We start from the raw sequence: 25531 nt of genomic DNA, 5'->3' as shown, positions 1-25531 counted from the left end.
GGATTACCGATGTTCTTTACTGCCTGGGCCATGCTGGCCGTTCTCGGCGTGTACTTCTGGACGGGCGTCATGGCCGGCTATGCACGCGTCAAATACAAGGTGCCGGCGCCCAGCATGGAAGGGCCCACCGCCTTCCAGAGCGCGCAGCGGGTACAGGTCAATACGCTGGAACAGTTGCCGATCGTGCTCGTGCCCATGTGGCTGTGCGCGCTGTACCTGGGCGACCTGTGGGCCGCGGCCGGCGGCTTGCTGTGGTGCGGCGGCCGCATCGCCTATGCACTCGGCTATTACCGCGACCCGACGCAGCGCGAAATCGGTTTTATCGTTGGCATGGTGGCAAGTGCGTTGCTGATTGGCGGCACTGTCGTTGGTTTATTGATGCACTAGAGCAAAATACTTGTATCAGGGAATCGACAAAGTTCCCGATCGGCAATAAGCTTGGCTGTTGAATCCGTCATACCGGTGACTGGTGCGCGTCGCGCCCGGCTGGTTCGATGCGTAGGAGGCAACATGCTGTTTTTGAAGAGTACCGCCCTGATGAAGGCGCCGGGCATTTACGAAGTCGATATCGCTGCCAAGCCGCCCGGCAAAACCTATGGCGTCTACCTGGCCACCGATCCCGACAATCCGCCGCAGGCGGTGCTGGCCGCCTTAGGCGAGCTCGGCTTCAAGGGCAGCTACCAGAAGAGTTATACGCACCGCGACGGCGGCCGCGTGCTCGACCTGCACTTCGAAAAGGACGGTACCGATTTATTCAAAGGCTGGAAGACCGAGGAATGCAGCGCCAACCTGGCCGCTCTCGACAGCCTGTTCGGCAACATCGGCGTCAGCGTCACCAAGCGCGTGATGAGCATGGCCGAAGCCTACGCCTGAGTTGTGGTTCACCACCGACACCGCGCGCCGGTGTCGGTTCCCTGCTTATCCCTGAACGTCGATGTGGTACAAGGCCCACGGGCAGGCGCCGAAGCGCGCCGTGACCGGCTGCGCCGCCAGTTCCGATACCCGGTCGGCATCGAACACTGCCCATAAAGGGCCCAATCCACCGAGTGCCATCGGCGCCCCGTCGAGGTGGGTGGCGACGATGAATCCCTGCGTCCGTGCCTGCTGACGGGTGATCGTCGCGCCATAGCCATCGACCGCGCGCAAGGTGATGCGCGTTGCGTCGTTCGCCGGCGCACCGGCCAGGGCCAGCACATCCAGCAGCAGCGGGCCGCGCAACTGGTGGGCGCGATGGTCGTACTCGAGCGTCGGATGGATCGTCCGTGCCGGCAGCCGCATCAATGCCGCAAAGTCGAGCGCATGGGCCTGCGTGAATGCCAGCTTGTGCTTGGCCATCATCTGATCCAAGGCCGGATCGAGGGCGCCGCGGTTCGGGCGTTGGATACTGCCGCTGATCGTCAGCAAGGTGGGGCCCTTGGACTTGGCCGGCGCCGGCGCGGCTGCCGCCGGCAGGCTAGCGGCCGCCAGCGCCGTGCCCAGGAAGTCACGTTTGTTCATGCGACAATGCTCCGTCATGGGAATCGCCCATGATAAACGGTTGGTGATTCCATGGATCTGTTCGACACCCCCGGCGCCTTGACGCCGATTCCCATCGACGACGGCGAGCTGGCGCTGCTGTCCAGGTTACCCTTGCCGCTGTCGAACGCCGAGGTTTTCGAACGCCTGCTGCACGAGACGCCATGGCGCGAAGAAAGCGTGATCGTCTTCGGCAAACGCCATCTGCAGCCGCGCCTGACGGCCTGGTATGGCGATGCCAGTTACACCTATTCCGGCCTGCGCCTGGAACCGCTGCCCTGGACGCCCTTATTGATGGAAATCCGCGCCGCCGTCGAGGCCGCCTGCGGCGAAGCTTTCAATAGCGTACTCCTGAACCGCTACCGCAACGGGCGCGACAGCATGGGCATGCACAGCGATAACGAGCCGGAACTGGGAGAGGAGCCCGCCATCGCCTCGCTCAGTTTTGGCGCCACCCGCACTTTTATTTTGAAGCATAAAAACAACAGACAAAGTCTACGCTTACCCTTGGAGGATGGCAGCCTGCTCCTGATGCGCGGCCAACTGCAGAGGTACTGGCTCCACGGCATCAATAAGTCGGCGCTTCCCCTCGGAGAACGAATTAATTTAACCTTCAGGTACGTCGTCTAATTTGCTGGCTTCACAAGGCATTTTGATGTCAAAATAACTGAACCATTAGTCAGTTATGTTACATTTGATTACAGTTCTTACCTAATTCGCACTGTCGTGCGCTTTTCACGATGCTATCTTGGACACATCGCGATTCATGATGAATTGCGAGCCAGACTACAAATGTGAAAAGGATTTACGTATGAAAAAGCTCATCTTTGCACTGATCGCAGGTTCCGCCGTCATGACCGCCGCCCAGGCCCAGACCACCACCACCCCACGCGGCTATGTGGGCGCCGGCCTCGCCACCGTCGAGAACGAACACCGCATCCCGGGCGCCACCGGCGTCGAGGACAGCAGCTACAAAACCTCGGGTAAAGTATTCGGCGGCGTGGACATCGATCAGCGCTTCGGTGTCGAAGCCGGCTACACCGACTTCCGCACCTCGCGTACCAACTACGCGGTGAACGGTATCAACGGCACTGCCGAGACCGAAGGCTACGGCGCCTACCTCGCCGGCAAGGCCACCATGCCGATCAACGAAAAGACTGGCGTCTACGGCAAGCTGGGCGTGGCCCACACCAAGCACGAGATGAACGCCAACACCCCAGGCATCTCCCGTAAAGTCAGCGACAACGGCGTGTATGCCGGTGTCGGTGTCCAGCACGCCATCAACGACAATGTGTCGGTGATCGCCGAATACGAACGCTACGGCAAGAAAGCCGACTTCGGCGCCCGTCCGGACGTCATCACCATCGGCGCGAAATACGCTTTTTAAGTTGAGGCGTCGCCAATAAAAAAGGGCCTGCGGGCCCTTTTTTGCGTTACAACACCGGTGCGGTTCCGAGTCCGCCAGCGTGCCGGCTTGCCCAGGGCGGCATCACAGGCGGCATCTGCCCCTGCGGCGCACTGAATCCCTCGGAAATGAAACGGTGCACCGACGACCAGGGCCAGTCGTGCGCGCAGGCGCACAGGCCGTGGCGTACCGGATTGGTGTGCATGTAATCGATCAGCGAGGCATATTCGGCATCGCTCGCCACCCGGAATTCCTGGTATTGCCGTGCCCAGATCGCGCCGTCGGCCTGGGCCGCGGTCAGCGACTTGCGCAAGGCTTTGGAAAAGGCGATCTTGACGGCGCGCCAGCGGCTGGAACAGTCGTGGTCGCCCGGCGGCAGCGTCCACATCGCATGGGCATGATCGGGCAACACCACCCAGCCGTCCACATGGAAGGGTTTACGGACACGCGCCTGGCGGATGGCGTCGCCGAACGCGGAGATGTGATCCGTCAACAAGCTGCTGCCACGGTCAAGCAAGCGAACCGTGAAGAAAAAAGTTCCACCAGGAACCCGGTTATCGCGGTAGTCAGTCATGGGCAAAGTGTGCCAATCGAGAATGGTCGCCATGTCGATTGGCGCAAAGGGGAAGCAGGAACTAAATGCCTCATCGGCGACCGATTCTACACACCCTGGCCTGCAGCCGCGTTCCGTTTCCGCTCATAAATTCCAGGCGAAAAAAAAGCCCGGCGTGGCCGGGCTTCTGTGCTGCGGGGACGATCAGGTCGTCAGCGGCTTGTAGCGGATCCGCTTCGGCTTGGCGCCTTCTTCGCCCAGACGCTTCTTCTTGTCGGCTTCGTATTCCTGGTAGTTACCGTCGAAGAAGGTGACTTGCGAATTGCCTTCGAAGGCCAGGATGTGCGTCGCGATGCGATCCAGGAACCAGCGATCGTGCGAGATCACCATCACGCTGCCGGCGAATTCAAGCAGGGCGTCTTCCAGCGCGCGCAGGGTCTCCACGTCGAGGTCGTTCGACGGTTCGTCCAGCAGCAGGACGTTGCCGCCTTGCAACAGGGTCTTCGCCAGGTGCAGGCGGCCGCGTTCGCCACCCGACAGGTTGCCGACGATCTTTTGCTGATCCGAACCTTTGAAATTGAAACGGCCGAGGTAGGCGCGCGAAGGCATCTCGAAGCGGCCCACGCTGAGCATGTCGGCGCCGCCGGTGACGTCTTCGAACACCGACTTGTTGTTGGCCAGCTCGTCGCGGTGCTGGTCGACCAGCGACACCTTGGCCGTTTGGCCGATCACGACTTCGCCGCTGTCCGGCTGCTCTTTGCCGGCGATCATCTTGAACAGGGTCGACTTACCGGCGCCGTTCGGGCCGATGATGCCGACGATCGCGCCCGGCGGCACCGTGAACGACAGGTTGTCGATCAAGAGGCGGTCGCCGAAGGCTTTGCTGACGTTCTTGAACTCGATGACTTCGTTGCCCAGGCGTTCGGCCACAGGAATGAAGATTTCCTGGGTTTCGTTGCGCTTCTGGTATTCGAATTCGGACAGTTCGTTGAAGCGGGCCAGGCGCGCCTTCGACTTGGCCTGGCGTGCCTTCGGATTCTGGCGCGCCCACTCGAGTTCCTTCGCCAGCGCCTTCTGGCGTGCCGATTCGGTCGCTTCTTCCTGTTTCAGACGGGCCTGCTTCTGATCCAGCCAGGAGCTGTAATTGCCCTTCCACGGGATGCCCGAACCGCGATCCAGTTCCAGGATCCATTCGGCGGCGTTGTCGAGGAAGTAGCGGTCGTGGGTGATGCCGACCACGGTGCCTGGGAAGCGCAGCAGGAATTGTTCGAGCCACTCGACCGATTCCGCGTCCAGGTGGTTGGTGGGTTCGTCGAGCAGCAGCATGTCCGGCTTGGAGAGCAGCAGTTTGCAGAGTGCCACACGGCGCTTCTCGCCGCCCGACAGCACGCCGATCTTCGCGTCCCAGGGCGGCAGGCGCAGTGCATCGGCTGCCATTTCCATTTGCAGGTTCAGGTTGCCGCCGTCGGCCGCGGCAATGATCGATTCCAGGCGTTCCTGTTCCTTGGCCAGGGCGTCGAAATCCGCGTCTTCTTCCGCATACGCGGCATACACGGCTTCCAGCTTGGCTTGCGCTTCGAAGGCTTCGCCCAGGCCCGATTCGACTTCCTGGCGCACGGTTTTTTCTGGATCGAGCTGTGGCTCCTGCGGCAGGTAGCCGATATTTAAACCCGGCATCGGACGCGCTTCGCCCTGGATGTCGGTATCGATGCCTGCCATGATTTTCAGCAGGGTCGACTTGCCGGAGCCGTTCAGGCCCAGCACGCCGATCTTCGCGCCCGGGAAGAAGGACAGCGAGATGTCCTTGAGGATCTGGCGTTTCGGCGGGACGATTTTGCCCACGCGGTTCATGGTATAGACGTAATTGGCCATTTTTTAATTCTTCAGAAAATCAAGGTGCAAAGGATACGATAGAAGCGCCCCGGGGGGCACCCCTGTCATGAAACTTTCGCTGCCGCCGCATCCCGTCCGCGCTGGAACAAACCCTCGCCGGCGAACAGGACGAGCGCACCCCAGATCAGGGCGAAGCCGACCAGGCGCTCGCTGGTGAAGGCTTCCTTGAACAGCAGCACGCCGAGCAGGAACTGGATGGTTGGCCCCAGGTATTGCAGCAGGCCGAGGATCGACAGCGGAATTCGACGGGCGCCGTTGGCGAACAGCAGCAGCGGAATGGCCGTGATCGGGCCGGCGGCCACCAGCAGCCAGCGCGTGGTATCGGACGCGGTGTTGATGAACGCGTTGTCGCCGTGCAGGGTGAGCCAGCCGAGATACACGGCGGCGACCGGGAACAGCACCATGGTCTCAAAGGAGAGGCCCTCGAGCGCGCCCAGGGCCGCCGTCTTGCGCAGCAAACCATAGCCGCCGAAGGACGCCGCCAGCCCGAGGGCGATCCACGGCACGTTGCCCGCATGCAGGGTCAGCCAGGCCACGCCAAGGGCGGCGATGCCGATCACGGCCCACTGCAGCGGGCGCAGGCGTTCCTTGAGGATCAGGAACCCGAGCATGATGTTGAATAGCGGCGTAATGAAATAGCCCAGGCTGGCATCGATCACGTGGCCATTGTTGACGGCCCAGATATACAGCAGCCAGTTCCCCGCCAACAGGACGGCCGAGGCGACGAAACTCCAGAACACGCGCGGTTGCCGCACCTGCTCCAGCCAGCGCCATTGCTTACGCAGGGTCAGTACGATCAGGAGAAAGGCAAGCGACCACAGCATGCGGTGGGCGAGGATCTGCAGCGCCGGCACCTCGCCCAGGGCATGGAAATACAGCGGGAACAGGCCCCAGCACAGGAAGGCCAGGGCGGCGGAAAGGATGCCGGTACGCATGGAGAAATGAGGGGGATTGCAGGGATGACATTATCTCCGATAGGGAGGAACCCTGCAGGCGCTGCCCATTTTTAGGGCGGTGTATGATGCCTGACGAAATGTTCTTGCAATTTTCTTGTCGATATTTTATGGTGCGCCGCACCAGAACAGAACACATGGTGCAATTTTGACGTCTGAAAATAAGAAGAGCAGCGTCGCGGCGCTGACCCTGGCCGCCATCGGCATCGTCTACGGCGACATCGGTACCAGCCCCTTGTACACCCTGCGTGCGATCTTCGACCCCGAGCACGGCTTGCCGCTGACCACGCCTAACATCCTCGGCATCATTTCCCTGATTTTCTGGAGCCTGACGATCATCGTCTCGCTCAAATACGTCACCCTGGTGCTGCGTGCGAACAACCGCGGGGAGGGTGGCATCATGGCGCTGATGGCGCTGACCCTGAATTCCGTGACCCGCCATTCGAAATGGCATTTCCCGCTGCTCGTGATCGGCGTGCTGGGCGCCACCATGTTCTATGGCGACAGCGTCATCACGCCGGCGATCTCGGTGTTGGGCGCGATCGAGGGGCTGGAAGTGGCGGCGCCGGGCATGTCGCATTACGTGGTGCCGCTGACCATCGTCGTGCTGGTCGCCCTGTACAGCGTGCAGCGCCATGGCACGGCCGGCATCGGCCGCTTCTTCGGGCCGGTGATGCTGGTCTGGTTCCTCAGCCTGGCGGCAATGGGCATCGTCAACATCATCGCCTCCCCCGTGATTCTGAACGCCCTGAATCCCTGGCACGCGCTGCGCTTCATGCTGGAAAACGAATTCCTCGCCTTTGTCGCCCTTGGCGCCGTGGTGCTGGCCATCACCGGCGCCGAAGCCCTGTATGCCGACATGGGCCATTTCGGCAAGAAGCCGATCCGCATGGCCTGGTTCATGATCGCTTTCCCGGCCCTGACCCTGAACTACCTCGGCCAGGGCGGCCTGCTGATCGCCGACCCGACCGCGGTCGACAATCCCTTCTTCCACCAGCTCGGCAGCTGGAGCGTGATTCCGCTGGTGATCCTCTCCACCATGGCGGCGGTGATCGCGTCCCAGGCGACGATTTCCGGCACCTATTCGATGACCAAGCAGGCGATCGCGCTCGGCCTGCTGCCGCGCATGCGCATCCTGCACACCTCGGAAAGCCAGATCGGCCAGATCTATATTCCGGCCGTGAACTGGCTGCAACTGGGCGTCGTCCTGATTGCCGTGATCGGTTTCGGTTCCTCGGAAGAACTGGCCGGCGCCTACGGGATTGCCGTGACGGCGACGATGATGGCGACGACCATCCTCACCTTTTTCGTCACCCGCTACCGCTGGCATCTGCCGCTGGCGCTGTGCATCGGCGCCACCGGCTTCTTCCTGGTGATCGACATCATGCTGTTCTCGTCGACCACCTTAAAACTGTTCCATGGCGGCTGGTTCCCGCTGCTGCTCGGTTCGGTCTTGTTGACCGGCATGCTGACCTGGAAGCGCGGGCGTGAACTGGTGTTCGAGAACCTGGAAAAGCATGCGATTCCGCTCGACGCCTTCCTGCAGTCCTTGTTCGTCGGGCCGCCGACGCGGGTGCCCGGCACCGCGATCTTCCTGCGCGGCGAGACCGATGGCGTGCCCCATGCGCTGCTGCACAACCTGCTGCACAACAAGGTGCTGCACGAGCGCGTCGTATTCCTGACCGTACACATTCTGGAAGAACCCTGGGTGGCTGCGGACGAGCAGGCGCAGGTGGTGGAACTGGGCCATAACTGCTACCAGCTCAACATCCGTTACGGTTTCAAGGACGAGCCGGACATCCCGGGCATCATGCGCCATTGCGCCACACTGGGCCTGCCCTTCGAGATGATGGAAACCTCCTTCTTCATCGCACGCCAGACCGTGATTTCGGCCCCGGGCGGCGGCATGATGCCGTGGCGCGAACATCTGTTTGTGGCAATGTCGCGCAATGCGCGCGGCGCGGCCGACTATTACCAGATTCCGCCCAACCGCGTCATCGAGCTCGGCACGCAAGTCGAGATCTGATACAAAAGTTCGACAAAAAGCGGACAGTCCGCCATACGGGGCTCGGGTAAGGTGCAGTGTTTCCACTGCTATACATACCTTTCCGATGCCCTTCTCTCTTTCCCGCCTGGGCGCCTGCTGCGCCGCCGTCCTGAGCCTGACCCTGAGCGCCTGCGGTGGCAGCGGCGGCGATACCAACGCCGCTGCGCCGATCGCCGTCAGCAACCCCGCCACCCTGGTCGTGACCGATATCGCAACCGGCAGCGGCGCACTGGCCACCAATGGCAAAACGCTCACCGTGAACTACACCGGCTGGTACTACAGCGCCAGCGCGGCCGACCGCAAGGGCGCCCAGTTCGAGACCGGCACCCACCGCTTCACGCTCGGCGCCGGCGCCGTCATCGCCGGCTGGGATCAGGGACTGGCGGGGATGCGCGTCGGTGGCAAGCGCAGCTTGTCGATTCCGTCGACCCTGGCCTATGGCAGCAGCGGCCGCGGCCCGATTCCGCCGAATGCCGGACTGCATTTCGAAGTCGAGCTGACCAAGGTGGAATAAAATCCACTGAAAGTGTTCGGCGCGCACCCCTGCGCTAGCGCAGATGATGTGCATGGGTTTCGGCCATCCTTGAGGTATGCCAAGGAGTTCGGAGCCCATCATGTGGTCGCGTAATCGATCGACGCCGGCCTGGCGCTGGCTGCTGCTGCTTTTACTTTTTTGCCTGCCCATCCCTGCGCTGGCGCAGCCGAGCTATGCGCTCGTGTTCGGCCCGGAAAATTCGACGCCCGCGGCGATCGACAACAGCGGCCGCATTGCCGGCCAGCTGGCCGGGCGCGCCTTCGTCTGGGATGGCAACACCGTCCTCGACATCGGCACCCTCGGCGGCCCCGGCAGCGCGGCCTTTGGCCTGAGCAGCAACGGGCTGATTACGGGCAGCGCCGACCGGGCCGATGGCAGCAGCGCCGCCTTCCTCTACCGGGGTGCTTCTCCACTCGACATCGGCCAGCTCGGCGTGTCGAGCAGCGGCGCCGGCGTGAATGCCAAGGGTCAGGTGGCCGGCACCTGGGTCGACGCAGAGGGCGAAAACCACGCCTTCCTCTACAGCGGCGGTGTGGCGCGCGACATCGGCAACCTGGGCGCCAATTCCGCGCGCGCCACCGGCATCAACGCGGCCGGTGACGTGGTCGGCTCCTCCTTCATCGCCGACTTCGCCGCCGTCCACGCCTTTCTCTACCGCGACGGCGTCATGCGCGACCTCGGCACCCTGGGCGGCCCGGCCAGCGCCGCCGCCGCCATCAACGATGCCGGGCAAATCGCCGGCTCCAGCTTCATCGACGACGACATCCAGCATGCCTTTCTCTACAGCGACGGCCTGATGCAGGACATCGGCTCGCTCGGCGGCGCCTTTACGGAGGCGCGCGGCCTGAACGCGGCGGGGCAGGTGGTGGGCTTGTCGACCACCGCCGAGGACGTGCCCGGCGTCGATTTTTCCAGTGGTTTTGTGTATCGAGACGGCCTGATGTTCGACCTGAACCTCATCACCGAGCGTCCCGGCCTGTGGACGGTGCTCGACGCGGTCGGCATCAACGACGCCGGCCAGATCGCGGCCCTGGCCTGTACCGAATTCGGCGACTGCCGCGCGGTGCGGCTCGATCCGATTCCACCGGTACCCACGCCGCAGCCGGCGGCGCTGTGGCTGGCCGGCCTGGCGGGCCTGGGACTGGCCGGGAGCTTACGGCGCAGAGAGCGCCGCCGACGACGAACTGCTTAACTATTAAACAGTCATGTAAAACCGCCGCACCATCAGCGCAGCATGTCGATGTGCATGATCCCGTCTTCGTCGTAGGGCGCGGAGATGGTGTCGAAACCGAAGCCCTGGTAAAACTTTTCCAGGCGCTGCTGGGCGCCGATGCGGATGCGGTGGCCCGGGTGCAGGCGTTCGGCATACTGGATGCCGTGCGCGACCAGCTCGCGTCCGGCGCCGCTGCCGCGCACGTCATTGGTGGTCAGGATGCGGCCCAGCGACATCTCGTCGTATTTCGCGCCCGGCGCCAGGCAGCGCAGGTAGGCAACCAGCACCCGGCGTCCGCCGATGTCGCGCCAGCCGAGCAAATGGTGGGCGTCGAGGTCGTAGCCGTCGATGTCCGGATACAGGCAGGTCTGCTCGAGGATGAACACCTGCTGGCGCTGGGCCAGCACTTCATACAGTTGCGCGCCCGAGAGGTCGGCGAAAGCGCACCATTGCCATTCGATCATTGATTAAGTCCGTAAATTAAAGGGTGGCCGCCGTCTCGAAGCCTTCGAGCACGTTGACCGTGTGGATGCCGAGTTCGGCCTGCGCCTGCCCCCCTTCGAACACGAAGGCGGTCGGCAAGCCGAGCCAGGCAATGCGTTCGCCAATGCGCAGGTAGTCGGCGCCCTGCAAAAGGAATCCGGCCTGCGCCCCCGCATCGGGGTCGCCGCCGCGCGGGCCGACGCCGAGCGCCACCACCAGCGCTTCGGGCGCGAACATGCCCAGCTTCAGGCAGGCCGTTTCCAGCGCCGCCAGCCATTGGGCGGCGCCGGCGCCGCGCGGCAAGGGCAGATTCATGTTGGCGCCGCTGCCTGCGCCGCTCCCCGTTTCGTCGGCATGGCCGAGGTAGAAGGGAAAATCGCGGCGTGGATCGGCGTGGATCGAAACGGTCAGCACGTCGCCGCGGCCATAGAAAATGCCTTGGATGCCGCTGCCGTGGTGGTAGTCGATATCGAGGATGGCCACGCGCGCCAGGCCGTCGTCGAGCAAATGCTGGGCGGCCAGTGCCGCGTTGTTCAGAAAGCAGCCGCCGCCGAAATAATCGGCGCCTGCATGGTGGCCGGGGGGCCGGGTCAGGGCGAAGCTGCCGCGCCGGCCCAGGCGCAGCGCGTGGGCGGCGTTGATGGCGCAGTCGGCGCCGGTCTTGGCCGCGTTCCAGGTGCCGGCGGTCAGCGGCGTGGTGTCCATCGCATACAGGCCGAGGCAGCCGCTGAAACTGTCGGGCTCGATGTCGCTGCGCAGGCCGCGCACGGGCCAATATGCCGCCTGCACGTCGCGCTCGTGATTGGCTGGATCGAGCGCGCTCCACTCGCTCCAGGCGCTGCGCAGGAAGTGCAGGTAAGGCGGGCTGTGGATGCGTTCGAGCGAGACCAGCGGCGCGCGGTGCGGGGTGACGATCTCGCCCAGCCCGCGCCGCTGCAGCTCTTTTAACACCAGCTCGATGCGCTCGGGCTTTTCAAACGCACCGGGCTGCCCGGCGGCCGGCGTCGATTGCGCACGGTGCTGGGCATGGTGTTCGTTATAAAAAGTGAGCAAGGGGATCCCAATGTTATTGGTGGTTCCCGCACAGTGTACTGCTGTTATAGGCCGCCACGAAATCGTCGAAGCTGCCCGTGTCCTGGCTTTCCACCTGCGCCTGTTCGGCCAGCGAGGCGGCCGCCATCTCGTCGAATGCCGCTTCCTCGGCCGGCATCAGCGGGCTGTCGCGGAAATAGGCCGCGTGCAGGGCGCTTTGCTGCAGGCCGAAGGCGGCAGCCGAGCCGAGTTTGCGCACTTCTTCCAGCACCCGCGCCGACGGCGTCTTGTTCGGATCGGCCACCTTCGCCTTTTGCTGCGCCAGCGAGGCTTCGTGCACGCCGCTCTCGTTGTGCTCTTCGTCGAGCAGGCGCGCCAGCGGCCGGATGCGTTCGAGCAGCTCGTCGGCCCACTGCTGCAGCGGCACCTCGTCGCCGTCGCGCTGCAGGGTCAGGCCGGGACGGCGCCCTTCCTTGACGGTGAGCGCGAAGTTGCGGGCGTGGATCTGGCCTTCGGCGGCGCTGATCATCGGGCTCTCTTCCAGCGTACAGAAAAGTAAAAAGGTGTCGAGGAAGCGCCCGGTCTCGATGGCGATGCCGATCGGCTCGAACGGGTCGACGTCCAGGCAGCGCACCTCGATGTACTGCACGCCGCGGTTGCACAGCGCCTGCACCGGGCGCTCGCCGGTACGGATCACACGTTTCGGGCGGATCGTCGAATAGTATTCATTCTCGATCTGCAGCACATTGGTCGACAGCTGGATCCATTCGCCGTCCTTCTTGGTGCCGACTTCGGCATAGGGCGCGTAGGGGCGGTTGACCGCATCCATCAGGCTCGTGACATAGCTTTCCAGGCTGTTCTCGTGCGGACGCAGGCCCGACTGGGCATCGTTCTGGTAACCCAGGTCGCTCATGCGCAGGCTGGTCGCATAGGGCAGGTACAGCGTGTCCTCGGACAGCGTATCCAGCGAATGCGGACGGCCGCGCAGGAAGCTGGTGGTCAGCGCCGGCGAAGCGCCGAACAGGTACATCAGCAGCCAGCTGTAGCGGCGGAAGTTGCGGATGGTGGCGATATAGCTTTCGGACTGGAAGTCGCGCAGGGCGTTGCGCCGTTCCTCGGGAATGCCGTCGCTGGCCAGGATCAGCTTCCACAGCTGTTCGGGCAGCGAATAGTTGTAGTGGATGCCGGCGATGCACTGCATGGCTTTCCCGTAGCGCAGCGCCAGGCCGCGCCGGTACACGTGCTTCAGCATGCCGATGTTGGAGGTGCCGTACCAGCCGATCTCGATCTCTTCGTCGGGCGGCAGTTCGCCCGGCATCGACGAGCTCCACAGCATTTCCTCGCCCAGCTTCGAATAGGCGAAGCGGTGGATGGCGTCGAGCCGGTGCAGCGCCAGGCCGATGTCGTGCTCGGCCGGGGTGATGAATTCGAGCAGGGCTTCGGCGTAATCGGTCGTGATCTGCGTATGGGTCAGCGCCGAGCCGAGCTGCACTGGATGGGGCGTGCGCGCGAGCTGGCCGTGCGGGTCGACGCGCAGGGTTTCGCGTTCGATGCCGCGCAAGCCCTGTCCGAGCAGGCCGCGGTGGGCATCGTCGTCCAGCAAGGCCAGGCGGCGGGTCAGTTGGTTCGACACAGGTATTTCCTTTCTTGTACTGCCTTTGGAGCGCCCGACGAACGCGCTTGCTCGGTTCCTTAGGCGCTCTTAGCGATTGGTGCAGAGAGTAACCGAAAATCGGGCAGCGCGTCGGTAGCCGGTCGATTTCCAAGGGCGTTTGCGGCCGCTGCCGGCGCCGCTCATTCGGACACCGGCGCCGGCGTGCTTTCGGCTTGCGGCGCCTCGCCCGGACGCTTGTCGGGCGCCTTCGCTGGCGTGCTCGCGGGCACGGTGGCCGGTGGCTTGGCAGGTGGCTTGGCAGGTGGCTTGGCAGGTGCGGGCGCCGGCGCCGCGGGTGCGCTCTCGGCCGGCGCGGCCGCGGGAGACACGGCGCCTTCGGCGGGCGGCTTGCCGACAGCCGGGGCGGGCGTGGCAGCCGCGGGCGTATCTGACCCGTTCAGCGGCGCGTTCAGCTGCGTGGTCAGCCACTTGTTCATCTCGCGCTCGAGCAGGGGCAGCGGCAGCACGCCGTTGCCGAGCAGGGCGTCATGAAAGCGGCGCAGGTCGAAACGCGGGCCGAGCGCGGCCTGCGCTTTCTCGCGCAGGGCGGCGATGCGCAACCGCCCTGTTGTATAACTGAGCGCCTGGGCCGGCTGGGCGATGTAGCGGTCGACCTCGACTTCGTTGTCCTGCAGCGCGTTGGCCGTGTTCGCGTTCAGGTAGTCGAGCGCCTGCTGGCGCGACCAGCCGAGGGCGTGGATGCCCGTGTCGACTACCAGGCGCGCGGCGCGGAACAGGGCGTCGTTCTGGTGGCCGAAGCGCGAAAACGGATCGCGGAAAAAACCGAGTTCGGCGCCCAGGCTCTCGGCATAGGTGGCCCAGCCTTCGCCAAACGCGTCGTCCCAGGCGTGGCGCCGGAAGGCCGGCAGCTCGCGCAGGGCGCGGGCGCGCGCCACCTGCAGGTGGTGACCGGGCACGGCTTCGTGCAGCGCCAGCGTCTCGACTTCCCACAGCGGCTGGCTGCCCAGGCGCTCGGTATTGACCACCAGCGCCGCGCTGCGCTCCGCGGTGCCGGTTTCATAATAGGCCGCGACTTGGGCGCCGGCGCCGGCCTGGCCGAGGCGCTTGACGCCGACGGCATCGGCAGGAATGGTGCCGAACAGGGCCGGCAGGCGCGCCGTTGCGCGTTCGATCACGCGCCGGTAGCGCGCCAGCAAGGCCTCGGGATCGCGTGCGAACAGGCGCTTGTCGCTGCGCGCAAAGGCGAGGAACTGGGGCAGGTTGCCGCGAAAGCCCGTGTGGCCGACCGTGCGTTCCATTGCGGCGCGGATGCGCGCCACTTCCTTCAGGCCGAGCGCATGCAGCTCGAGCGGGGTCGATTCTCCGCCGCTGGCCTTGCGGGCGAGGAAAGCGTAATAACCGGGGCCGCCGGGCAGGCTGGCCGCGCCCAGCGTGTCGCGCGCGGCCGGCACGTAATCGCTGCGCATGAAGTCTTCCAGACGGCGCAGCGCGGGCGCGGCGCGCTCGTTCAGGGCGGCCATGCCGGCGGCCAGCAATTGCTCGCGCACTTCGCTGTCGATGGTGCCGGGAATGCGCTGCAGCGGCGCCGCCAGCGGCCCCTCGTCCAGGCCTTTGCGCAGGGCGCGCAGCAGCTCGGGCACCGCCTGCACGCTGCTTTTCGGCGCCGTCCAGCCGGTGCGCATGCCTTCGCGCAGCTGCTCGATCAGGCCGTCGACGTGGCCGGGCAGCGCGTTCAGGCGCGCGATGTAATTGCGGTAGTCGGCCTCGGTGGCGAAGGGCGTCTGCGCGACCAGGCGCGGCAGGCGCACGTGCAGGCCGTCCCAGGCCGTCAGCAGCTGCGGATCGACCAGCGTAAACGCGCGCGTGGCCAGCTCGCGCTCTTTGCCGAAGATGAACAGGTCGAGCGAGAGGCGTTCCTGCGGATTCAAGCCGGCACGGTCGATGGCGCGTGCCTCTTCCAGCGCGCTGCGGATCTGGTCACGCCGGGCACGCGCGGCCGCCGGCGACTGGTCGGACAAACGATCGTTATAGCGGTGCTCGCCGAGCGAGGTCGCGTATTCCGGATGCTGTTCCAGCTGCCACTGCCAGTCGCGCTCGAACAGCGCCGCCGCCGCTCCCGGCGCGCTGCGTGCGGCGCCGTGGAACAGGGTAGTCAGCAGGACGAGAAGCGTAATTAGGCGGCGCATCGGGGAGGCGAGGTGGGGGTGTAGGCATTGTAACAACACCTGCGAGAAGGCCGCGCACCGGGCGCTGGTGGCTTAGCCGCGCCGCCCGCCGCTGACACGCTCGATCCCGCCCAGGTCGCGCCAGCTCTGCACTTCCGTATAACCGGCATCGAGCAGGGCGTCGCGCACTGCGGCGGCCTGGTCGTAGCCATGCTCGAGCAGCAGCCAGCCGCCCGCCACCAGGTGCGCGGGCGCGCCTTCGATGATCGTGTGCAGCGCCGACAAGCCGTCGGCGAAATCGGTCAGTGCGCCGCTCGGCTCGAAGCGCAAGTCACCCTGCGCCAGGTGTTCGTCGCCGGACGCGATATACGGCGGGTTGGAGGCGATCAGGTCGAATTGATCCGTGCCGAGCGCCGCGAACCAGTCGCTGCGCAGGAAGCGGACGTTCGCCCTATTCGCGCTGGCATTCGCGCGCGCCACGTGTAAAGCGTCGTCGCTGAGGTCGAGCGCCGTCACGACGGCATCTGGCCGCGTGTGGGCCACCGCCACCGCGATCGCGCCGCTGCCGGTGCCCATGTCGAGCATGCGCGCGGCCGGCGCCAGGCGCTCCAGCGCCAGTTCGACGATCAGTTCGGTGTCGGGACGGGGAATCAGCACGGCCGGGCCGACCTGGAAGGGCAGGCCGAAGAATTCGCGCTGGCCGACGATATACGCGATCGGCTCGCCCGCCTGGCGGCGCGCAACGAGGGCGTCGAGCAATGCCGCCTCCTCGCGCGTGAGCGCGCGCTCGGCGTTCGTGATCAGCCCGACGCGGGTCAAGCGCAAAGCGTGGCAGAGCAGGATGCGGTTTTCCAGCGGATCGAGCGGCAGGCCGGCCTGCAGCGCTTGGACGGTGGTGCCGGCGGTAATCTTCATCGTGCGCGGCGGCTTGAAGCCAGCACCCAGACCAGCGCCAGCGTCAGCAGCACGAACCAGACCGCCGACCATTGCGGGATCGACAGGCCGAACAAGCCGTCGGTGGCGTTCTCGCACAGGCCGTCGGCCTGGAACAGCCAGGGCATCAGGGTCGCCGTCGGGATTTTGTTCAGCATCGTTTCCATCGGATCGATGCCGCAGGAAAAGCCTGGATTGGCCAGCACATACAGGTGCTTGCCGACCGTCGCCAGGCCGCCGAGCGCGGCCAGCAGGGCGACGCCGGCGCCGACGCGGATCCTGTCGCTCAGCGCGCCGATCAGGGCGGCGAAGCCGATGCCGAGGAAGGCATAGCGCTGGATCACGCACAACGGGCAGGGCAGCATGTCGTGCGCCAGCTGCAGGTAGACGGCGACGGCGACCAGCGCGAAGCTGACGAGGGCAATGGCGAGAAGGACGGAGCGGGAACGTGGCATCGCGGATGGGCTTTCGTGATCAAGGAGTGGCGCGATTTTCGCACAGGCGCGTATCGCCGCCGCATTTTCACATTTGCAAGATCTTATTGGCTTAGTACGTACTTAATGAGCACCTACCAAGCACATACCAGGCACCTGCTTAATCCCCCAGCGCCGCCAGCAGTTCGGCCTGGTGCTCGGCGGCCAGGGCATTGGTCAGTTCGGCCAGGTCGCCGTCCATGATGAAATCGAGTTTATATAAGGTCAGGTTGATGCGGTGATCCGTCAAGCGCCCCTGCGGGAAGTTGTAGGTGCGGATGCGTTCGCTGCGGTCGCCGGAACCGATCAGGCTTTTACGGGTGGCCGCCTCTTTCGACTGCTGCTCGCGCAGCTGCACGTCCTTGATACGCGCGGCCAATACCTTCATCGCCTGCGCCTTGTTTTTATGCTGGCTGCGGTCGTCCTGGCATTCGACCACGATGTTGGTCGGCAGGTGGGTGATGCGCACCGCCGAATCCGTTTTATTGATGTGCTGGCCGCCGGCGCCGGAGGCGCGGTAGGTATCGATGCGCAGGTCGGCCGGGTTGATGTAGACATCCTCGACCTCGTCCGCCTCGGGCATCACGGCGACCGTGCAGGCCGAGGTGTGGATGCGGCCTTGCGTTTCGGTGGCCGGCACGCGCTGCACGCGGTGGCCGCCCGACTCGAACTTCAGTTTCGAATACACCCCATTGCCGATCACGCGCACGATGACTTCGCGGTAGCCGCCCAGATCCGAGGCCGATTCGGAGACCATCTCGATCTGCCAGCGGTTGCGTTCGGCGAAGCGGGTGTACATGCGCAGTAAATCTCCTGCGAACAGGGCCGATTCGTCGCCGCCGGTACCGGCGCGGATCTCGAGAAAAATGTTGCGCTCGTCGTTGGCGTCTTTCGGCAGCAGCATTTTCTGCAGGTCGAGGTCGAGGGCGGCCAGGCGCGCTTTGGCCGCTTCGATTTCCTCCTGGGCGAATTCCTTCATCTCCGGGTCGGCCAGCATGTCCTGGGCGGCGGCGATGTCGCCATTCGCTTCCTGGTACTGGCGATACAGCGCGACCAGCGGGCCGATCTCGGCATGCTCCTTCGTCATCTTGCGGTAGGTGTCCATGTTGGCGGTGGCGCCTTCATGGGTCAGCAATTCGTCGAGTTCGACCAGGCGGTTCGCAAGTTGGTCGAGCTTGGCCAGCATCGATGGTTTCATAGTTTTTTTTGGAAGAACAGAAGAGATGACAGGGCGGCGCGCGAACGCCATGGTGCGCCAGCGAGGCGCAAGGCAGAAAGTAAAAAACGCTAACGGCGGCCGCGGAACAGCTGCGGGAGCAGGTTCGCCAGGCGCGCGCGCTCGTCGCCTTCGGCGCGGTGCAGCGCTTGCTGCGGGCCGTGCAGGAATTTGGCGGTCAGGCCTTTTGACAAGGCCTCCAGCACGGCATCGACATCCTCGCCGCGCGCCAGCAGTTTACGGGCGCGTTCCAGTTCGGCCAGGCGCAGCGCCTCGCTCGACTCATGCAGCTGCTGGATCACCGGCACCACGGCGCGGTCGCCGATCCAGTGCATGAAGGAGGCGACCCGGGTCTCGATGATGGCCTCCGCTTGGGCCACGGCCGCCTGGCGGCTTTCCATGCCTGTTTGTACCACCTGGGCCAGGTCGTCGACCGTGTACAGGAACACGTCGTCCAATCGCGCCACTTCCGGCTCGATATCGCGCGGCACGGCCAGGTCGGCCATGAAGATCGGACGGTGGCGCCGCGCCTTGATCGCGCGTTCGACCAGGCCGAGGCCGAGCAGGGGCAGCGTGGAGGCGGTGCAGGAGACGACGATGTCGAACCCGTGCAACTGCTGCGGCAGGTCGGCCAGGCGAATCGCGCGCGCATTCAGGCGCGTGGCGAGCGATTCGCCGCGTTCCATGGTGCGGTTCGCGATCGTGATCGATTTCGGGTTGTGCGCGGCGAAGTGGGCGGCGCACAGTTCGATCATCTCGCCGGCGCCGATGAACAGCACGTGCTGGTCGGCGATGCTGTCGAAGATGCGCTGCGACAGGCGCACGCAGGCCGCCGCCATCGAGACGCTGTGGGCGCCGATCTCGGTAGTGGTGCGCACTTCTTTCGCCACCGCGAAGCTGCGCTGGAACAGCTGGTGCAGGTAGGTGCCGAGGCCGCCGGCTTCCTCGGCCGTGCGCACCGCGTCCTTCATCTGGCCGAGGATCTGCGGTTCGCCCAGCACCATCGAATCGAGCCCGGAGGCGACGCGGAAGGCATGGCGCACGGCGTCGCCCTGCGGCAGCATGTACAGGTGCGGGCGCAGTTCGGCGAAATTCAGGGCGTGGTAGTGGGCCAGGAACTGGGCCGAGGCGTCGAGCGGGTTGGGGACGCCGCTGGCGGCGTACAGTTCGGTGCGGTTGCAGGTGGAGAGAATGGCCGCTTCGTCGCCGCCGGCCCCATCGCCGCCCTTGAAACGGCCGAACCATTCGCGTGCCGAGTGCACGGCTCTGCCCAACTGCTCGGGCCCGAGCGCCAGCTGCTCGCGCAGCGAGACCGGTGCGGTCGTGTGGTTCAGGCCAACGGCGAGCAGTTGCATGCTGGGGTGAATGGAGGAGAAGCGGTGACAGCCATTATACCCCTATGAGCGTGTAAAAAAATCGCCATGGCTGCGTTGCATCGTCTCGCCGTACTTTCGTACTGTTTTCGACCATGCGCCTTGCCCTGACGATTTTTTAACACGCTCGACGCGCGCAAGGGAATCGGGGTGCCGCCAACGGGCCGCCGCTTAGGGCCGCCGCTTAGGCCGCCATTTACGCAGCGCCCAGCTTTTCCAGCCGATAGCCGTAGCTGTACACCGGCACCAATCGAAAACCGTTTTCCGGGCGCAGGCTGAGCTTGTTACGCACGCGCGAAACATGGGTGTCCATGGTGCGCGAAGGGACGGCCGTTTCGCGTACCCAGACGGCTTCGTGGATATAGGCGCGCGACAGCGGGCGGCCGATGTTACGGAAGAACAGCAGCGCCAGATAAAACTCTTTCTGGGTGACGTCGATGACGCTGCCGTCCTTCAGCAGGCGGCCCGGGCGCGTCTCGAACACGTAGGAGCCGAACTGCAGCTGTTCGGTGCCGGTCTGGGCCGGATAGGCGCGGCGCAGCAGAGCGGAGACGCGGGCCACCAGCTCGCCGCGGCGCAGCGGTTTGACCAGGTAGTCGTCGGCGCCGGCCGCCATGCCGGCCACGATGTCGTCTTCGGCACTGCCGTTGATCAGGAACATCGCAGGCGCGTCGGGCGCCATCTTTTCCTTGGCGCGGCGCAGGATGTCGGCCGCTTCCAGGTCGCCGGCCGGCCAGTCCATGATCAGCAGGTCGGTGCTGTCCTTGCGCATTTGCGCCAGCATGTCCTTGCCGCTGTCAAAAAATTGGCAGCTATGGCCAGCTGCACTGAGCACCTGGCAAACCAGGTCTGCCTGACTACGGTCATTATCAAGAACGGCTATTCTCATGGCGGCACATTATTTGTCAAATTCGTACTGTAGGATGAGTCCTACAACGTTAAACCGACTATAGCAGACTTTGACAAAATAATGCTAATCGTAAACTTCCATTTTTTATCGAAAGAGGGTAAGTGACCGAGGGAAGTGTCGTATTTCGAGCATGCCTTCCTATGAAAGCGCTCAATTCCGACAGTTTTACGAGGGTACTCCTAGCCAGCCTCCTTGCCGCAGAAAAGCAACATCAATGGTCAAAAAACAACAGTGTTTCATGAATTTTACCAACTTGCGGGTGAAAAGGAAGAGCTACCTGATGTAGGGGGAGAAGACTGCGACGCTGCCGTACGGGAAGCGGAAATGAAAAAGGCGCCCGGCGGTAAACCGGGCGCCTGCTGGGACGGGAGTGCGACGCTTAAGCGTCGGGCAGCACCACGTTGACGTCGAGCACTTCCAGGTTGCCCTGGCGGTCGAGCGAAATCTTGATGTCGTCCGCGTTGACCTTGGTGTACTTCGAAATCACTTCGATCAGTTCGCGGTGTAGCGCCGGCAGGAAATCCGGACCGGTGCGGTTGGTGCGCTCGCGGGCGATGATGATCTGCAGCCGTTCCTTGGCCGCGTTCGCGCTCTTCTTCTTTTCGGGGAACAGGAATGAGAGCAGGGCCATATCACTTTGTCCCAAAGATGCGCTGCAACAAGCCCGGCTTTTCGTAGGTGGTGAAGCGCAGCGGGCGTTCTTCGCCCAGGAAGCGGGCGACCACGTCCTCGTATGCCTCGGCCACGTCGGTGCCCTTGAAGTGGATGGCCGGATTGCCCTGGTTCGATGCGTGCAGCACCGATTCCGATTCCGGGATGATGCCGATCAGCGGAATGCGCAGGATTTCCTGCACGTCCTGGTAAGAAAGCATTTCGTCATTTTCGACGCGCTTCGGCGAATAACGGGTGATCAAGAGGTGTTCCTTGACCGGCTCGCCGCCGGTCTGGGCGCGGCGCGACTTGGCCTGGATGATGCCCAGGATGCGGTCCGAATCGCGCACTGACGACACTTCCGGATTGGTCACGATCAGCGCCTCGTCGGCGAAGGTCAGCGCCATCAGCGCGCCGTGCTCGATGCCGGCCGGGGAATCGCAGATGATGAACTCGAAGTCCATCTTGACCAGTTCGTTGAGCACGCGCTCGACGCCGTCTTCCGACAGGGCATCCTTGTCGCGCGTCTGCGAAGCCGGCAGGATGAACAGGTTGTCGCAGTGCTTGTCCTTGATCAGGGCCTGGTTCAGCGTCGCCTCACCATTGATCACGTTGACCAGGTCGTACACCACGCGGCGTTCGCAGCCCATGATCAGGTCGAGGTTACGCAGGCCGACGTCGAAGTCCAGCACGGCGGTCTTGTGACCGCGCAATGCCAGGCCGGTGGAGAAGCTTGCGCTGGAGGTGGTTTTGCCCACGCCGCCCTTGCCGGACGTCACAACAATAATTCTTGCCACAAAAGTGTCCTTTACAGTATCTGGGTGGTAGCCCGCTTATGCGTGCGACGATGCCGGAGTCAGCGATGCGCAGTCATAGATGATATATCGATCCGGTCGCCGACCAGGCGAATTTGTGCCGGCTGGCGTGCCAGCTCGGCCGGGAAGCCGTCGTCGAAAGTGCGGTACACGCCGGCGATCGACACCAGTTCCGGCTGCAGCGACAGGCCGAAGATGCGCGACTCGGCATTGCCCGAGGCGCCGGCCAATGCGCGTCCGTGCATCGGCGCGTACACGTGGATGCTGCCGTCGGCGATGATCTCGGCGCCGTTGTTGACGGAGGCCGTGACGATCAGGTCGCAGCCGCGCGCATACACGCGCTGGCCGGCACGCACCGGGGTGTCGACGATCATCGCCGGCAGCGCCACAGTCTGCGGCGCCGGTGCCGGAACTGGCGCCGGTGCCGGCGTAGGAGCGATCGTGACGGCCGCGCTGGCGGCGGTCGCAGCAGCCACATCCTCGCGCGCGCGCTCGGCGCCGGCGGCGCCGTCGTCCAGCGCCAGGCCGTGCGCCTTGATGGCCTCGGCCATTTCCGGCGTGGCACCGCGCACGGCGACCGCGTTCAGGCGGTATTTTTTCAGCAGGTCGACCAGCGCGCGCCAGTCGATATAGGCGGTGTCGGCGGCAATGGCGCCGACATCGATCACCGCGAATTCATCTTCGAAAAAGTCCGAGACGCCGCCAGTCATCTGCTTCAGGGCCGCATCGATGGCAATCGGGTCAACCGAGTGCAGGATCGCCGAGATGGCGACGACCGTGGAAATCTTGATTTCGATGGGCAGGCTGGACGGGCTTTTCGACATAAACGGTTCAGGTTGGATTAGCCCGTGCATTCTACTGTGAAATGTGCTGAAAAGGGCAGCATTTCCCTATCATTCCAGAGGGCAACGGAGGGTGCAAGAGCGTTCCGTATTTTGCCGGAAATCAGCCTGTGGAAACCCCTTATCTACCTAGCGGCTTTACTGGTTGTTTTCCGTGGATAAGCTGATAAGATTGACTTTGCTCAAACGTAAACGCAGGCGCGAAACCTACCATTCGGGGTTTCCGCCGGGCCGAATCGGCGATCCTGCGCCTACCCGGGCGCACACGCCATCGCCACAGAGCGCACCGAGCGTATCGCTGCCCCCGCAATCCTGGCCAAGCCAGAACTGGAGAGATAACAATGGAAGACGTCGTCATCGTAGCCGCCGGCCGCACCGCGGTCGGCAAATTCGGCGGGTCGCTCGCCAAGATTCCCGCCGCCGAACTCGGCGCCCAGGTGATCCGCCAGCTGCTGGCGAAAACCGGTATCGACCCGGCCACCGTCAGCGAAGTCATCATGGGCCAGGTGCTCACCGCCGGCGCCGGCCAGAACCCGGCGCGCCAGGCCGCATTGAAGGGCGGCTTGCCCGACATGGTGCCGGCCTACACCATCAACAAAGTCTGCGGCAGCGGCCTGAAGGCCACGCACTTGGCGACCCAGGCGATCCGCTGCGGCGACGCGAATATCGTCATCGCCGGCGGCCAGGAAAACATGAGCGCTTCGCCGCACGTGCTGAACGGCTCGCGCGACGGCTTCCGCATGGGCGACGCCAAGCTGGTCGACACCATGATCGTCGACGGCCTGTGGGACGTCTACAACCAGTACCACATGGGCGTCACGGCCGAGAACGTCGCACGCAAGTACGAGATCTCGCGCGCCGAGCAGGACGAGTTCGCACTCAATTCGCAGCTGAAGGCCGAGGCGGCGCAAGCGGCCGGTAAATTCAAGGACGAGATCCTGCCGATCGAGATCCCTTCCAAAAAGGGCAGCGTCGTGTTCGACACCGACGAGTATCCGAAAGCGGGCAGCACCATCGAAGCGCTGGCCAGCCTGCGCCCGGCCTTTAACAAGGAGGGGACGGTCACCGCCGGCAACGCCTCCGGCCTGAACGACGGCGCCGCCGCCGTCATCATGATGAGCGCCTCCAAGGCGCGCGAGCTGGGCTTGAGCCCGCTGGCGCGCATCAAGGCGTATTCGTCCTCGGGCCTGGATCCGACCATCATGGGCATGGGCCCGGTCTCGGCTTCTCGCCTGTGCCTGCAAAAGGCGGGCTGGACGCACGACCAGGTCGACCTCATGGAAATCAACGAAGCCTTTGCCGCACAGGCGGTGGCCGTCAACAAGGAAATGGGCTGGGATACGTCGAAGATCAACGTCAACGGCGGCGCCATCGCCCTCGGCCACCCGATCGGCGCCTCCGGCGCGCGCGTGCTGGTGACCCTGCTGCACGAAATGATCCGGCGCGACGCCAAGCGCGGCCTGGCCAGCCTGTGCATCGGCGGCGGCATGGGCGTGGCGCTGGCGGTCGAACGCGACTAAGCACAAGCAGCAGTTCCTCAAGTTCAGACGGATAAAAACACAGGAGAAGACAAATGGCACGAGTGGCATTGGTAACAGGTGGTATGGGCGGCCTGGGCGAGGCGGTATGCATCAAGCTGGCGGCGCTCGGCTATACGGTCGTCACGACCCACTCGCCGGGCAACACCAAGGCCGAAGGCTGGCTGGCCTCGATGCGCGACCAGGGTTTCAGTTTCAAGGCCTATCCGTGCGACGTGGCCGACTACGATTCGGCCCAGGCCTGCGTAAAACAGGTCGAGCAGGAAGTCGGCCCGATCGACGTGCTGGTGAACAACGCCGGCATCACGCGCGACATGACGTTTAAAAAGATGGACAAGGTCAACTGGGACGCGGTCATCAAGACCAACCTCGATTCCGTGTTCAACATGACCAAGCCGGTCTGCGACGGCATGGTCGAACGCGGCTGGGGCCGCATCATCAACATTTCGTCCGTCAACGGCCAGAAGGGCGCCTTCGGCCAGACCAACTACTCGGCCGCCAAAGCCGGCATGCACGGCTTCACCAAGGCGCTGGCGCTGGAAGTGGCGCGCAAGGGCGTGACCGTGAACACCATCTCGCCGGGCTATATCGGCACCAAGATGGTGATGGACATCCCGTCGGAGGTGCTGGAGAGCAAGATCATCCCGCAAATCCCGATGGGCCGCCTCGGTAAACCCGAAGAAGTCGCCGGCCTGGTCGCTTACCTGTCGTCGGACGAAGCGGCCTTCGTCACCGGCGCCAACATCGCCATCAACGGCGGCCAGCACATGTCCTGAGCGGCGTCCCGCGCCAGAGCGCAGCACGCTCCGAAACACCGCCGCGGCGCCAGCCCGGCGGTGTTTTTTTATGCCTGGCCGCGTGCGGACGCTGCCGCGCCGGCGCACCCAAAGGCGCGGCCCGATTGCGCCATTTTTTGTATCCTGCCTACTAACTACCCGATAAGCGAATCCCATGGACGCCAGCGAAACCTCTTCCGTCGTAACCCTTCCCAAGCAGCTGCGCTACGAACATTTCATTCGCCGCGTCGCCGACAGCGGCGTCGTCTGGGGGCTGGTGCAGGACGGCTGGGCCATCGGCAAGACCGACGATGGCGCGCTCGTGTTCCCGCTCTGGCCGACACGCGAACTGGCCGAACAATGCGCCGTCCTCGAATGGACGGGCTACCTGCCGCAGCAGTTCAGCCTGCAGGAATTGCTGGACGAACTGCTGCCGCAGATCGAATCCGACGGCATCCTGCCCGGCATCACCTACACGCCCGACGAATACGGGCTGACGCCCGCGCATGCGCAGCTGCGCGCCGACCTGCAGGCGCGCCTGCGCCAGCGCCCGGCGGAGAAGCGCAATCCCGCAGAGTAATCCCGCTGAATCATC

General features: G+C 64.3%; 26 protein-coding genes. 10 read left to right on the top strand and 16 right to left on the bottom strand.

The features are described 5' to 3' along the window. Window positions 1–9 precede the first annotated feature (9 nt). Together ASF77_RS14305 and ASF77_RS14300 are read left to right on the top strand one after the other, a co-directional pair. Window positions 10–387, top strand: coding sequence for an MAPEG family protein (locus ASF77_RS14305; protein WP_056340610.1), 378 nt, complete (start codon window positions 10–12; stop codon window positions 385–387). Window positions 388–510: 123 nt separating this feature from the next. Beyond that, window positions 511–873, top strand: coding sequence for a hypothetical protein (locus ASF77_RS14300; RefSeq protein WP_056340607.1), 363 nt, complete (start codon window positions 511–513; stop codon window positions 871–873). 45 nt (window positions 874–918) lie between these two features. Here ASF77_RS14300 and ASF77_RS14295 read toward each other — a convergent pair whose 3' ends face one another. Next, window positions 919–1497 carry a hypothetical protein gene (locus tag ASF77_RS14295; protein WP_056340604.1) on the bottom strand — a complete coding sequence of 193 codons (579 nt, stop codon included), beginning with the start codon at window positions 1495–1497 and terminating at the stop codon, window positions 919–921. 51 nt (window positions 1498–1548) lie between these two features. Here ASF77_RS14295 and ASF77_RS14290 point away from each other — a divergent pair, with 51 nt between their 5' ends. Together ASF77_RS14290 and ASF77_RS14285 are read left to right on the top strand one after the other, a co-directional pair. Further along, complete coding sequence (locus ASF77_RS14290) at window positions 1549–2145, top strand: alpha-ketoglutarate-dependent dioxygenase AlkB (RefSeq protein ID WP_056340601.1); 597 nt, start codon at window positions 1549–1551, stop codon at window positions 2143–2145. A gap of 181 nt (window positions 2146–2326) precedes the next feature. Further along, complete coding sequence (locus tag ASF77_RS14285; protein WP_056340597.1) at window positions 2327–2902, top strand: outer membrane beta-barrel protein; 576 nt, start codon at window positions 2327–2329, stop codon at window positions 2900–2902. Window positions 2903–2948: 46 nt separating this feature from the next. Here ASF77_RS14285 and ASF77_RS14280 read toward each other — a convergent pair whose 3' ends face one another. The 3 genes from ASF77_RS14280 to rarD form a co-directional block, all read right to left on the bottom strand. Next, a complete protein-coding gene (locus tag ASF77_RS14280) occupies window positions 2949–3527 on the bottom strand; it encodes a transposase (protein ID WP_056340595.1) in 579 nt (192 codons plus the stop codon). A 150-nt stretch (window positions 3528–3677) separates the two neighbouring features. After that, window positions 3678–5345 carry an energy-dependent translational throttle protein EttA gene (gene ettA / locus ASF77_RS14275; protein WP_056340592.1) on the bottom strand — a complete coding sequence of 556 codons (1668 nt, stop codon included), beginning with the start codon at window positions 5343–5345 and terminating at the stop codon, window positions 3678–3680. A gap of 65 nt (window positions 5346–5410) precedes the next feature. Next, window positions 5411–6301: an EamA family transporter RarD gene (gene rarD / locus ASF77_RS14270; RefSeq protein ID WP_056340589.1), complete on the bottom strand. Its 891-nt coding sequence runs from the start codon at window positions 6299–6301 to the stop codon at window positions 5411–5413. Window positions 6302–6467: 166 nt separating this feature from the next. On the opposite strand from rarD, the gene ASF77_RS14265 reads away from it, so the two are divergent. The 3 genes from ASF77_RS14265 to ASF77_RS14255 all read left to right on the top strand — a co-directional run bounded on the left by ASF77_RS14265 (window position 6468) and on the right by ASF77_RS14255 (window position 10093). Continuing rightward, the gene (locus ASF77_RS14265) at window positions 6468–8345 is read left to right on the top strand and encodes a potassium transporter Kup (RefSeq protein ID WP_056340586.1); all 1878 of its coding nucleotides are present in this window, start codon (window positions 6468–6470) and stop codon (window positions 8343–8345) included. A gap of 85 nt (window positions 8346–8430) precedes the next feature. Continuing rightward, window positions 8431–8880, top strand: coding sequence for an FKBP-type peptidyl-prolyl cis-trans isomerase (locus tag ASF77_RS14260; RefSeq protein WP_056340585.1), 450 nt, complete (start codon window positions 8431–8433; stop codon window positions 8878–8880). A gap of 100 nt (window positions 8881–8980) precedes the next feature. Beyond that, window positions 8981–10093: an HAF repeat-containing protein gene (locus tag ASF77_RS14255; RefSeq protein WP_056340582.1), complete on the top strand. Its 1113-nt coding sequence runs from the start codon at window positions 8981–8983 to the stop codon at window positions 10091–10093. Between the two features lie 32 nt (window positions 10094–10125). Here ASF77_RS14255 and ASF77_RS14250 read toward each other — a convergent pair whose 3' ends face one another. From ASF77_RS14250 to minC, 12 genes are all read right to left on the bottom strand, one after another. Further along, the gene (locus ASF77_RS14250; RefSeq protein ID WP_056340579.1) at window positions 10126–10578 is read right to left on the bottom strand and encodes a GNAT family N-acetyltransferase; all 453 of its coding nucleotides are present in this window, start codon (window positions 10576–10578) and stop codon (window positions 10126–10128) included. Window positions 10579–10594: 16 nt separating this feature from the next. After that, window positions 10595–11650: a histone deacetylase family protein gene (locus ASF77_RS14245; RefSeq protein WP_056340576.1), complete on the bottom strand. Its 1056-nt coding sequence runs from the start codon at window positions 11648–11650 to the stop codon at window positions 10595–10597. Window positions 11651–11663: 13 nt separating this feature from the next. Then, window positions 11664–13262, bottom strand: a complete 1599-nt coding sequence (gene gshA, locus ASF77_RS14240) for a glutamate--cysteine ligase (RefSeq protein WP_056340573.1) — start codon at window positions 13260–13262, stop codon at window positions 11664–11666. Between the two features lie 161 nt (window positions 13263–13423). After that, window positions 13424–15430 (bottom strand): DUF885 family protein, encoded by a 2007-nt coding sequence (locus ASF77_RS14235; protein ID WP_082493785.1) that lies wholly within the window; start codon window positions 15428–15430, stop codon window positions 13424–13426. Between the two features lie 72 nt (window positions 15431–15502). Then, a complete protein-coding gene (gene prmC, locus ASF77_RS14230) occupies window positions 15503–16324 on the bottom strand; it encodes a peptide chain release factor N(5)-glutamine methyltransferase (protein ID WP_056340570.1) in 822 nt (273 codons plus the stop codon). Then, window positions 16321–16797: a disulfide bond formation protein B gene (locus ASF77_RS14225; RefSeq protein WP_056340565.1), complete on the bottom strand. Its 477-nt coding sequence runs from the start codon at window positions 16795–16797 to the stop codon at window positions 16321–16323. Before ASF77_RS14225 ends, prmC begins: the two co-directional genes overlap by 4 nt. Window positions 16798–16936: 139 nt before the next feature. Next, window positions 16937–18013, bottom strand: a complete 1077-nt coding sequence (gene prfA, locus ASF77_RS14220; RefSeq protein WP_056340562.1) for a peptide chain release factor 1 — start codon at window positions 18011–18013, stop codon at window positions 16937–16939. A gap of 89 nt (window positions 18014–18102) precedes the next feature. After that, window positions 18103–19386: a glutamyl-tRNA reductase gene (gene hemA / locus ASF77_RS14215; protein WP_056340560.1), complete on the bottom strand. Its 1284-nt coding sequence runs from the start codon at window positions 19384–19386 to the stop codon at window positions 18103–18105. A gap of 214 nt (window positions 19387–19600) precedes the next feature. Then, window positions 19601–20293, bottom strand: a complete 693-nt coding sequence (locus tag ASF77_RS14210) for a response regulator transcription factor (protein ID WP_056340556.1) — start codon at window positions 20291–20293, stop codon at window positions 19601–19603. 400 nt (window positions 20294–20693) lie between these two features. After that, on the bottom strand, window positions 20694–20945 hold the full coding sequence (gene minE, locus ASF77_RS14205; protein WP_056340553.1) for a cell division topological specificity factor MinE: 252 nt from the start codon (window positions 20943–20945) through the stop codon (window positions 20694–20696). Window position 20946: 1 nt separating this feature from the next. Then, on the bottom strand, window positions 20947–21762 hold the full coding sequence (gene minD / locus ASF77_RS14200; protein WP_056340551.1) for a septum site-determining protein MinD: 816 nt from the start codon (window positions 21760–21762) through the stop codon (window positions 20947–20949). Window positions 21763–21821: 59 nt separating this feature from the next. Further along, window positions 21822–22604: a septum site-determining protein MinC gene (gene minC / locus ASF77_RS14195; protein WP_056340547.1), complete on the bottom strand. Its 783-nt coding sequence runs from the start codon at window positions 22602–22604 to the stop codon at window positions 21822–21824. A gap of 359 nt (window positions 22605–22963) precedes the next feature. Here minC and ASF77_RS14190 point away from each other — a divergent pair, with 359 nt between their 5' ends. The 3 genes from ASF77_RS14190 to ASF77_RS14180 all read left to right on the top strand — a co-directional run bounded on the left by ASF77_RS14190 (window position 22964) and on the right by ASF77_RS14180 (window position 25516). Further along, window positions 22964–24142 carry an acetyl-CoA C-acetyltransferase gene (locus ASF77_RS14190; RefSeq protein WP_056340544.1) on the top strand — a complete coding sequence of 393 codons (1179 nt, stop codon included), beginning with the start codon at window positions 22964–22966 and terminating at the stop codon, window positions 24140–24142. Between the two features lie 53 nt (window positions 24143–24195). Then, a complete protein-coding gene (phbB, locus tag ASF77_RS14185) occupies window positions 24196–24936 on the top strand; it encodes an acetoacetyl-CoA reductase (RefSeq protein WP_056340541.1) in 741 nt (246 codons plus the stop codon). A 175-nt stretch (window positions 24937–25111) separates the two neighbouring features. After that, window positions 25112–25516 carry a DUF2750 domain-containing protein gene (locus ASF77_RS14180; RefSeq protein WP_056340537.1) on the top strand — a complete coding sequence of 135 codons (405 nt, stop codon included), beginning with the start codon at window positions 25112–25114 and terminating at the stop codon, window positions 25514–25516. Window positions 25517–25531: the final 15 nt, after the last annotated feature.

It is taken from the genome of Massilia sp. Leaf139 (assembly GCF_001424165.1).
Lineage (GTDB): Bacteria > Pseudomonadota > Gammaproteobacteria > Burkholderiales > Burkholderiaceae_D > Telluria.
This window is presented reverse-complemented; position numbering and strand designations above follow the sequence as displayed.

Coding starts and splice junctions, on each gene's coding strand:
- rarD (WP_056340589.1), bottom strand. CDS start 6,301: ATGCGTACCGGCATCCTTTCCGCCGCCCTGGCCTTCCTGTGCTGGGGC.
- ASF77_RS14280 (WP_056340595.1), bottom strand. CDS start 3,527: ATGGCGACCATTCTCGATTGGCACACTTTGCCCATGACTGACTACCGC.
- ASF77_RS14235 (WP_082493785.1), bottom strand. CDS start 15,430: ATGCGCCGCCTAATTACGCTTCTCGTCCTGCTGACTACCCTGTTCCAC.
- ASF77_RS14260 (WP_056340585.1), top strand. CDS start 8,431: ATGCCCTTCTCTCTTTCCCGCCTGGGCGCCTGCTGCGCCGCCGTCCTG.
- ASF77_RS14285 (WP_056340597.1), top strand. CDS start 2,327: ATGAAAAAGCTCATCTTTGCACTGATCGCAGGTTCCGCCGTCATGACC.
- hemA (WP_056340560.1), bottom strand. CDS start 19,386: ATGCAACTGCTCGCCGTTGGCCTGAACCACACGACCGCACCGGTCTCG.
- prfA (WP_056340562.1), bottom strand. CDS start 18,013: ATGAAACCATCGATGCTGGCCAAGCTCGACCAACTTGCGAACCGCCTG.
- prmC (WP_056340570.1), bottom strand. CDS start 16,324: ATGAAGATTACCGCCGGCACCACCGTCCAAGCGCTGCAGGCCGGCCTG.
- minE (WP_056340553.1), bottom strand. CDS start 20,945: ATGGCCCTGCTCTCATTCCTGTTCCCCGAAAAGAAGAAGAGCGCGAAC.
- ASF77_RS14190 (WP_056340544.1), top strand. CDS start 22,964: ATGGAAGACGTCGTCATCGTAGCCGCCGGCCGCACCGCGGTCGGCAAA.
- ASF77_RS14295 (WP_056340604.1), bottom strand. CDS start 1,497: ATGAACAAACGTGACTTCCTGGGCACGGCGCTGGCGGCCGCTAGCCTG.
- ASF77_RS14300 (WP_056340607.1), top strand. CDS start 511: ATGCTGTTTTTGAAGAGTACCGCCCTGATGAAGGCGCCGGGCATTTAC.
- ASF77_RS14255 (WP_056340582.1), top strand. CDS start 8,981: ATGTGGTCGCGTAATCGATCGACGCCGGCCTGGCGCTGGCTGCTGCTG.
- ASF77_RS14290 (WP_056340601.1), top strand. CDS start 1,549: ATGGATCTGTTCGACACCCCCGGCGCCTTGACGCCGATTCCCATCGAC.
- ASF77_RS14225 (WP_056340565.1), bottom strand. CDS start 16,797: ATGCCACGTTCCCGCTCCGTCCTTCTCGCCATTGCCCTCGTCAGCTTC.
- ettA (WP_056340592.1), bottom strand. CDS start 5,345: ATGGCCAATTACGTCTATACCATGAACCGCGTGGGCAAAATCGTCCCG.
- ASF77_RS14180 (WP_056340537.1), top strand. CDS start 25,112: ATGGACGCCAGCGAAACCTCTTCCGTCGTAACCCTTCCCAAGCAGCTG.
- ASF77_RS14305 (WP_056340610.1), top strand. CDS start 10: ATGTTCTTTACTGCCTGGGCCATGCTGGCCGTTCTCGGCGTGTACTTC.
- ASF77_RS14210 (WP_056340556.1), bottom strand. CDS start 20,293: ATGAGAATAGCCGTTCTTGATAATGACCGTAGTCAGGCAGACCTGGTT.
- ASF77_RS14250 (WP_056340579.1), bottom strand. CDS start 10,578: ATGATCGAATGGCAATGGTGCGCTTTCGCCGACCTCTCGGGCGCGCAA.
- minC (WP_056340547.1), bottom strand. CDS start 22,604: ATGTCGAAAAGCCCGTCCAGCCTGCCCATCGAAATCAAGATTTCCACG.
- phbB (WP_056340541.1), top strand. CDS start 24,196: ATGGCACGAGTGGCATTGGTAACAGGTGGTATGGGCGGCCTGGGCGAG.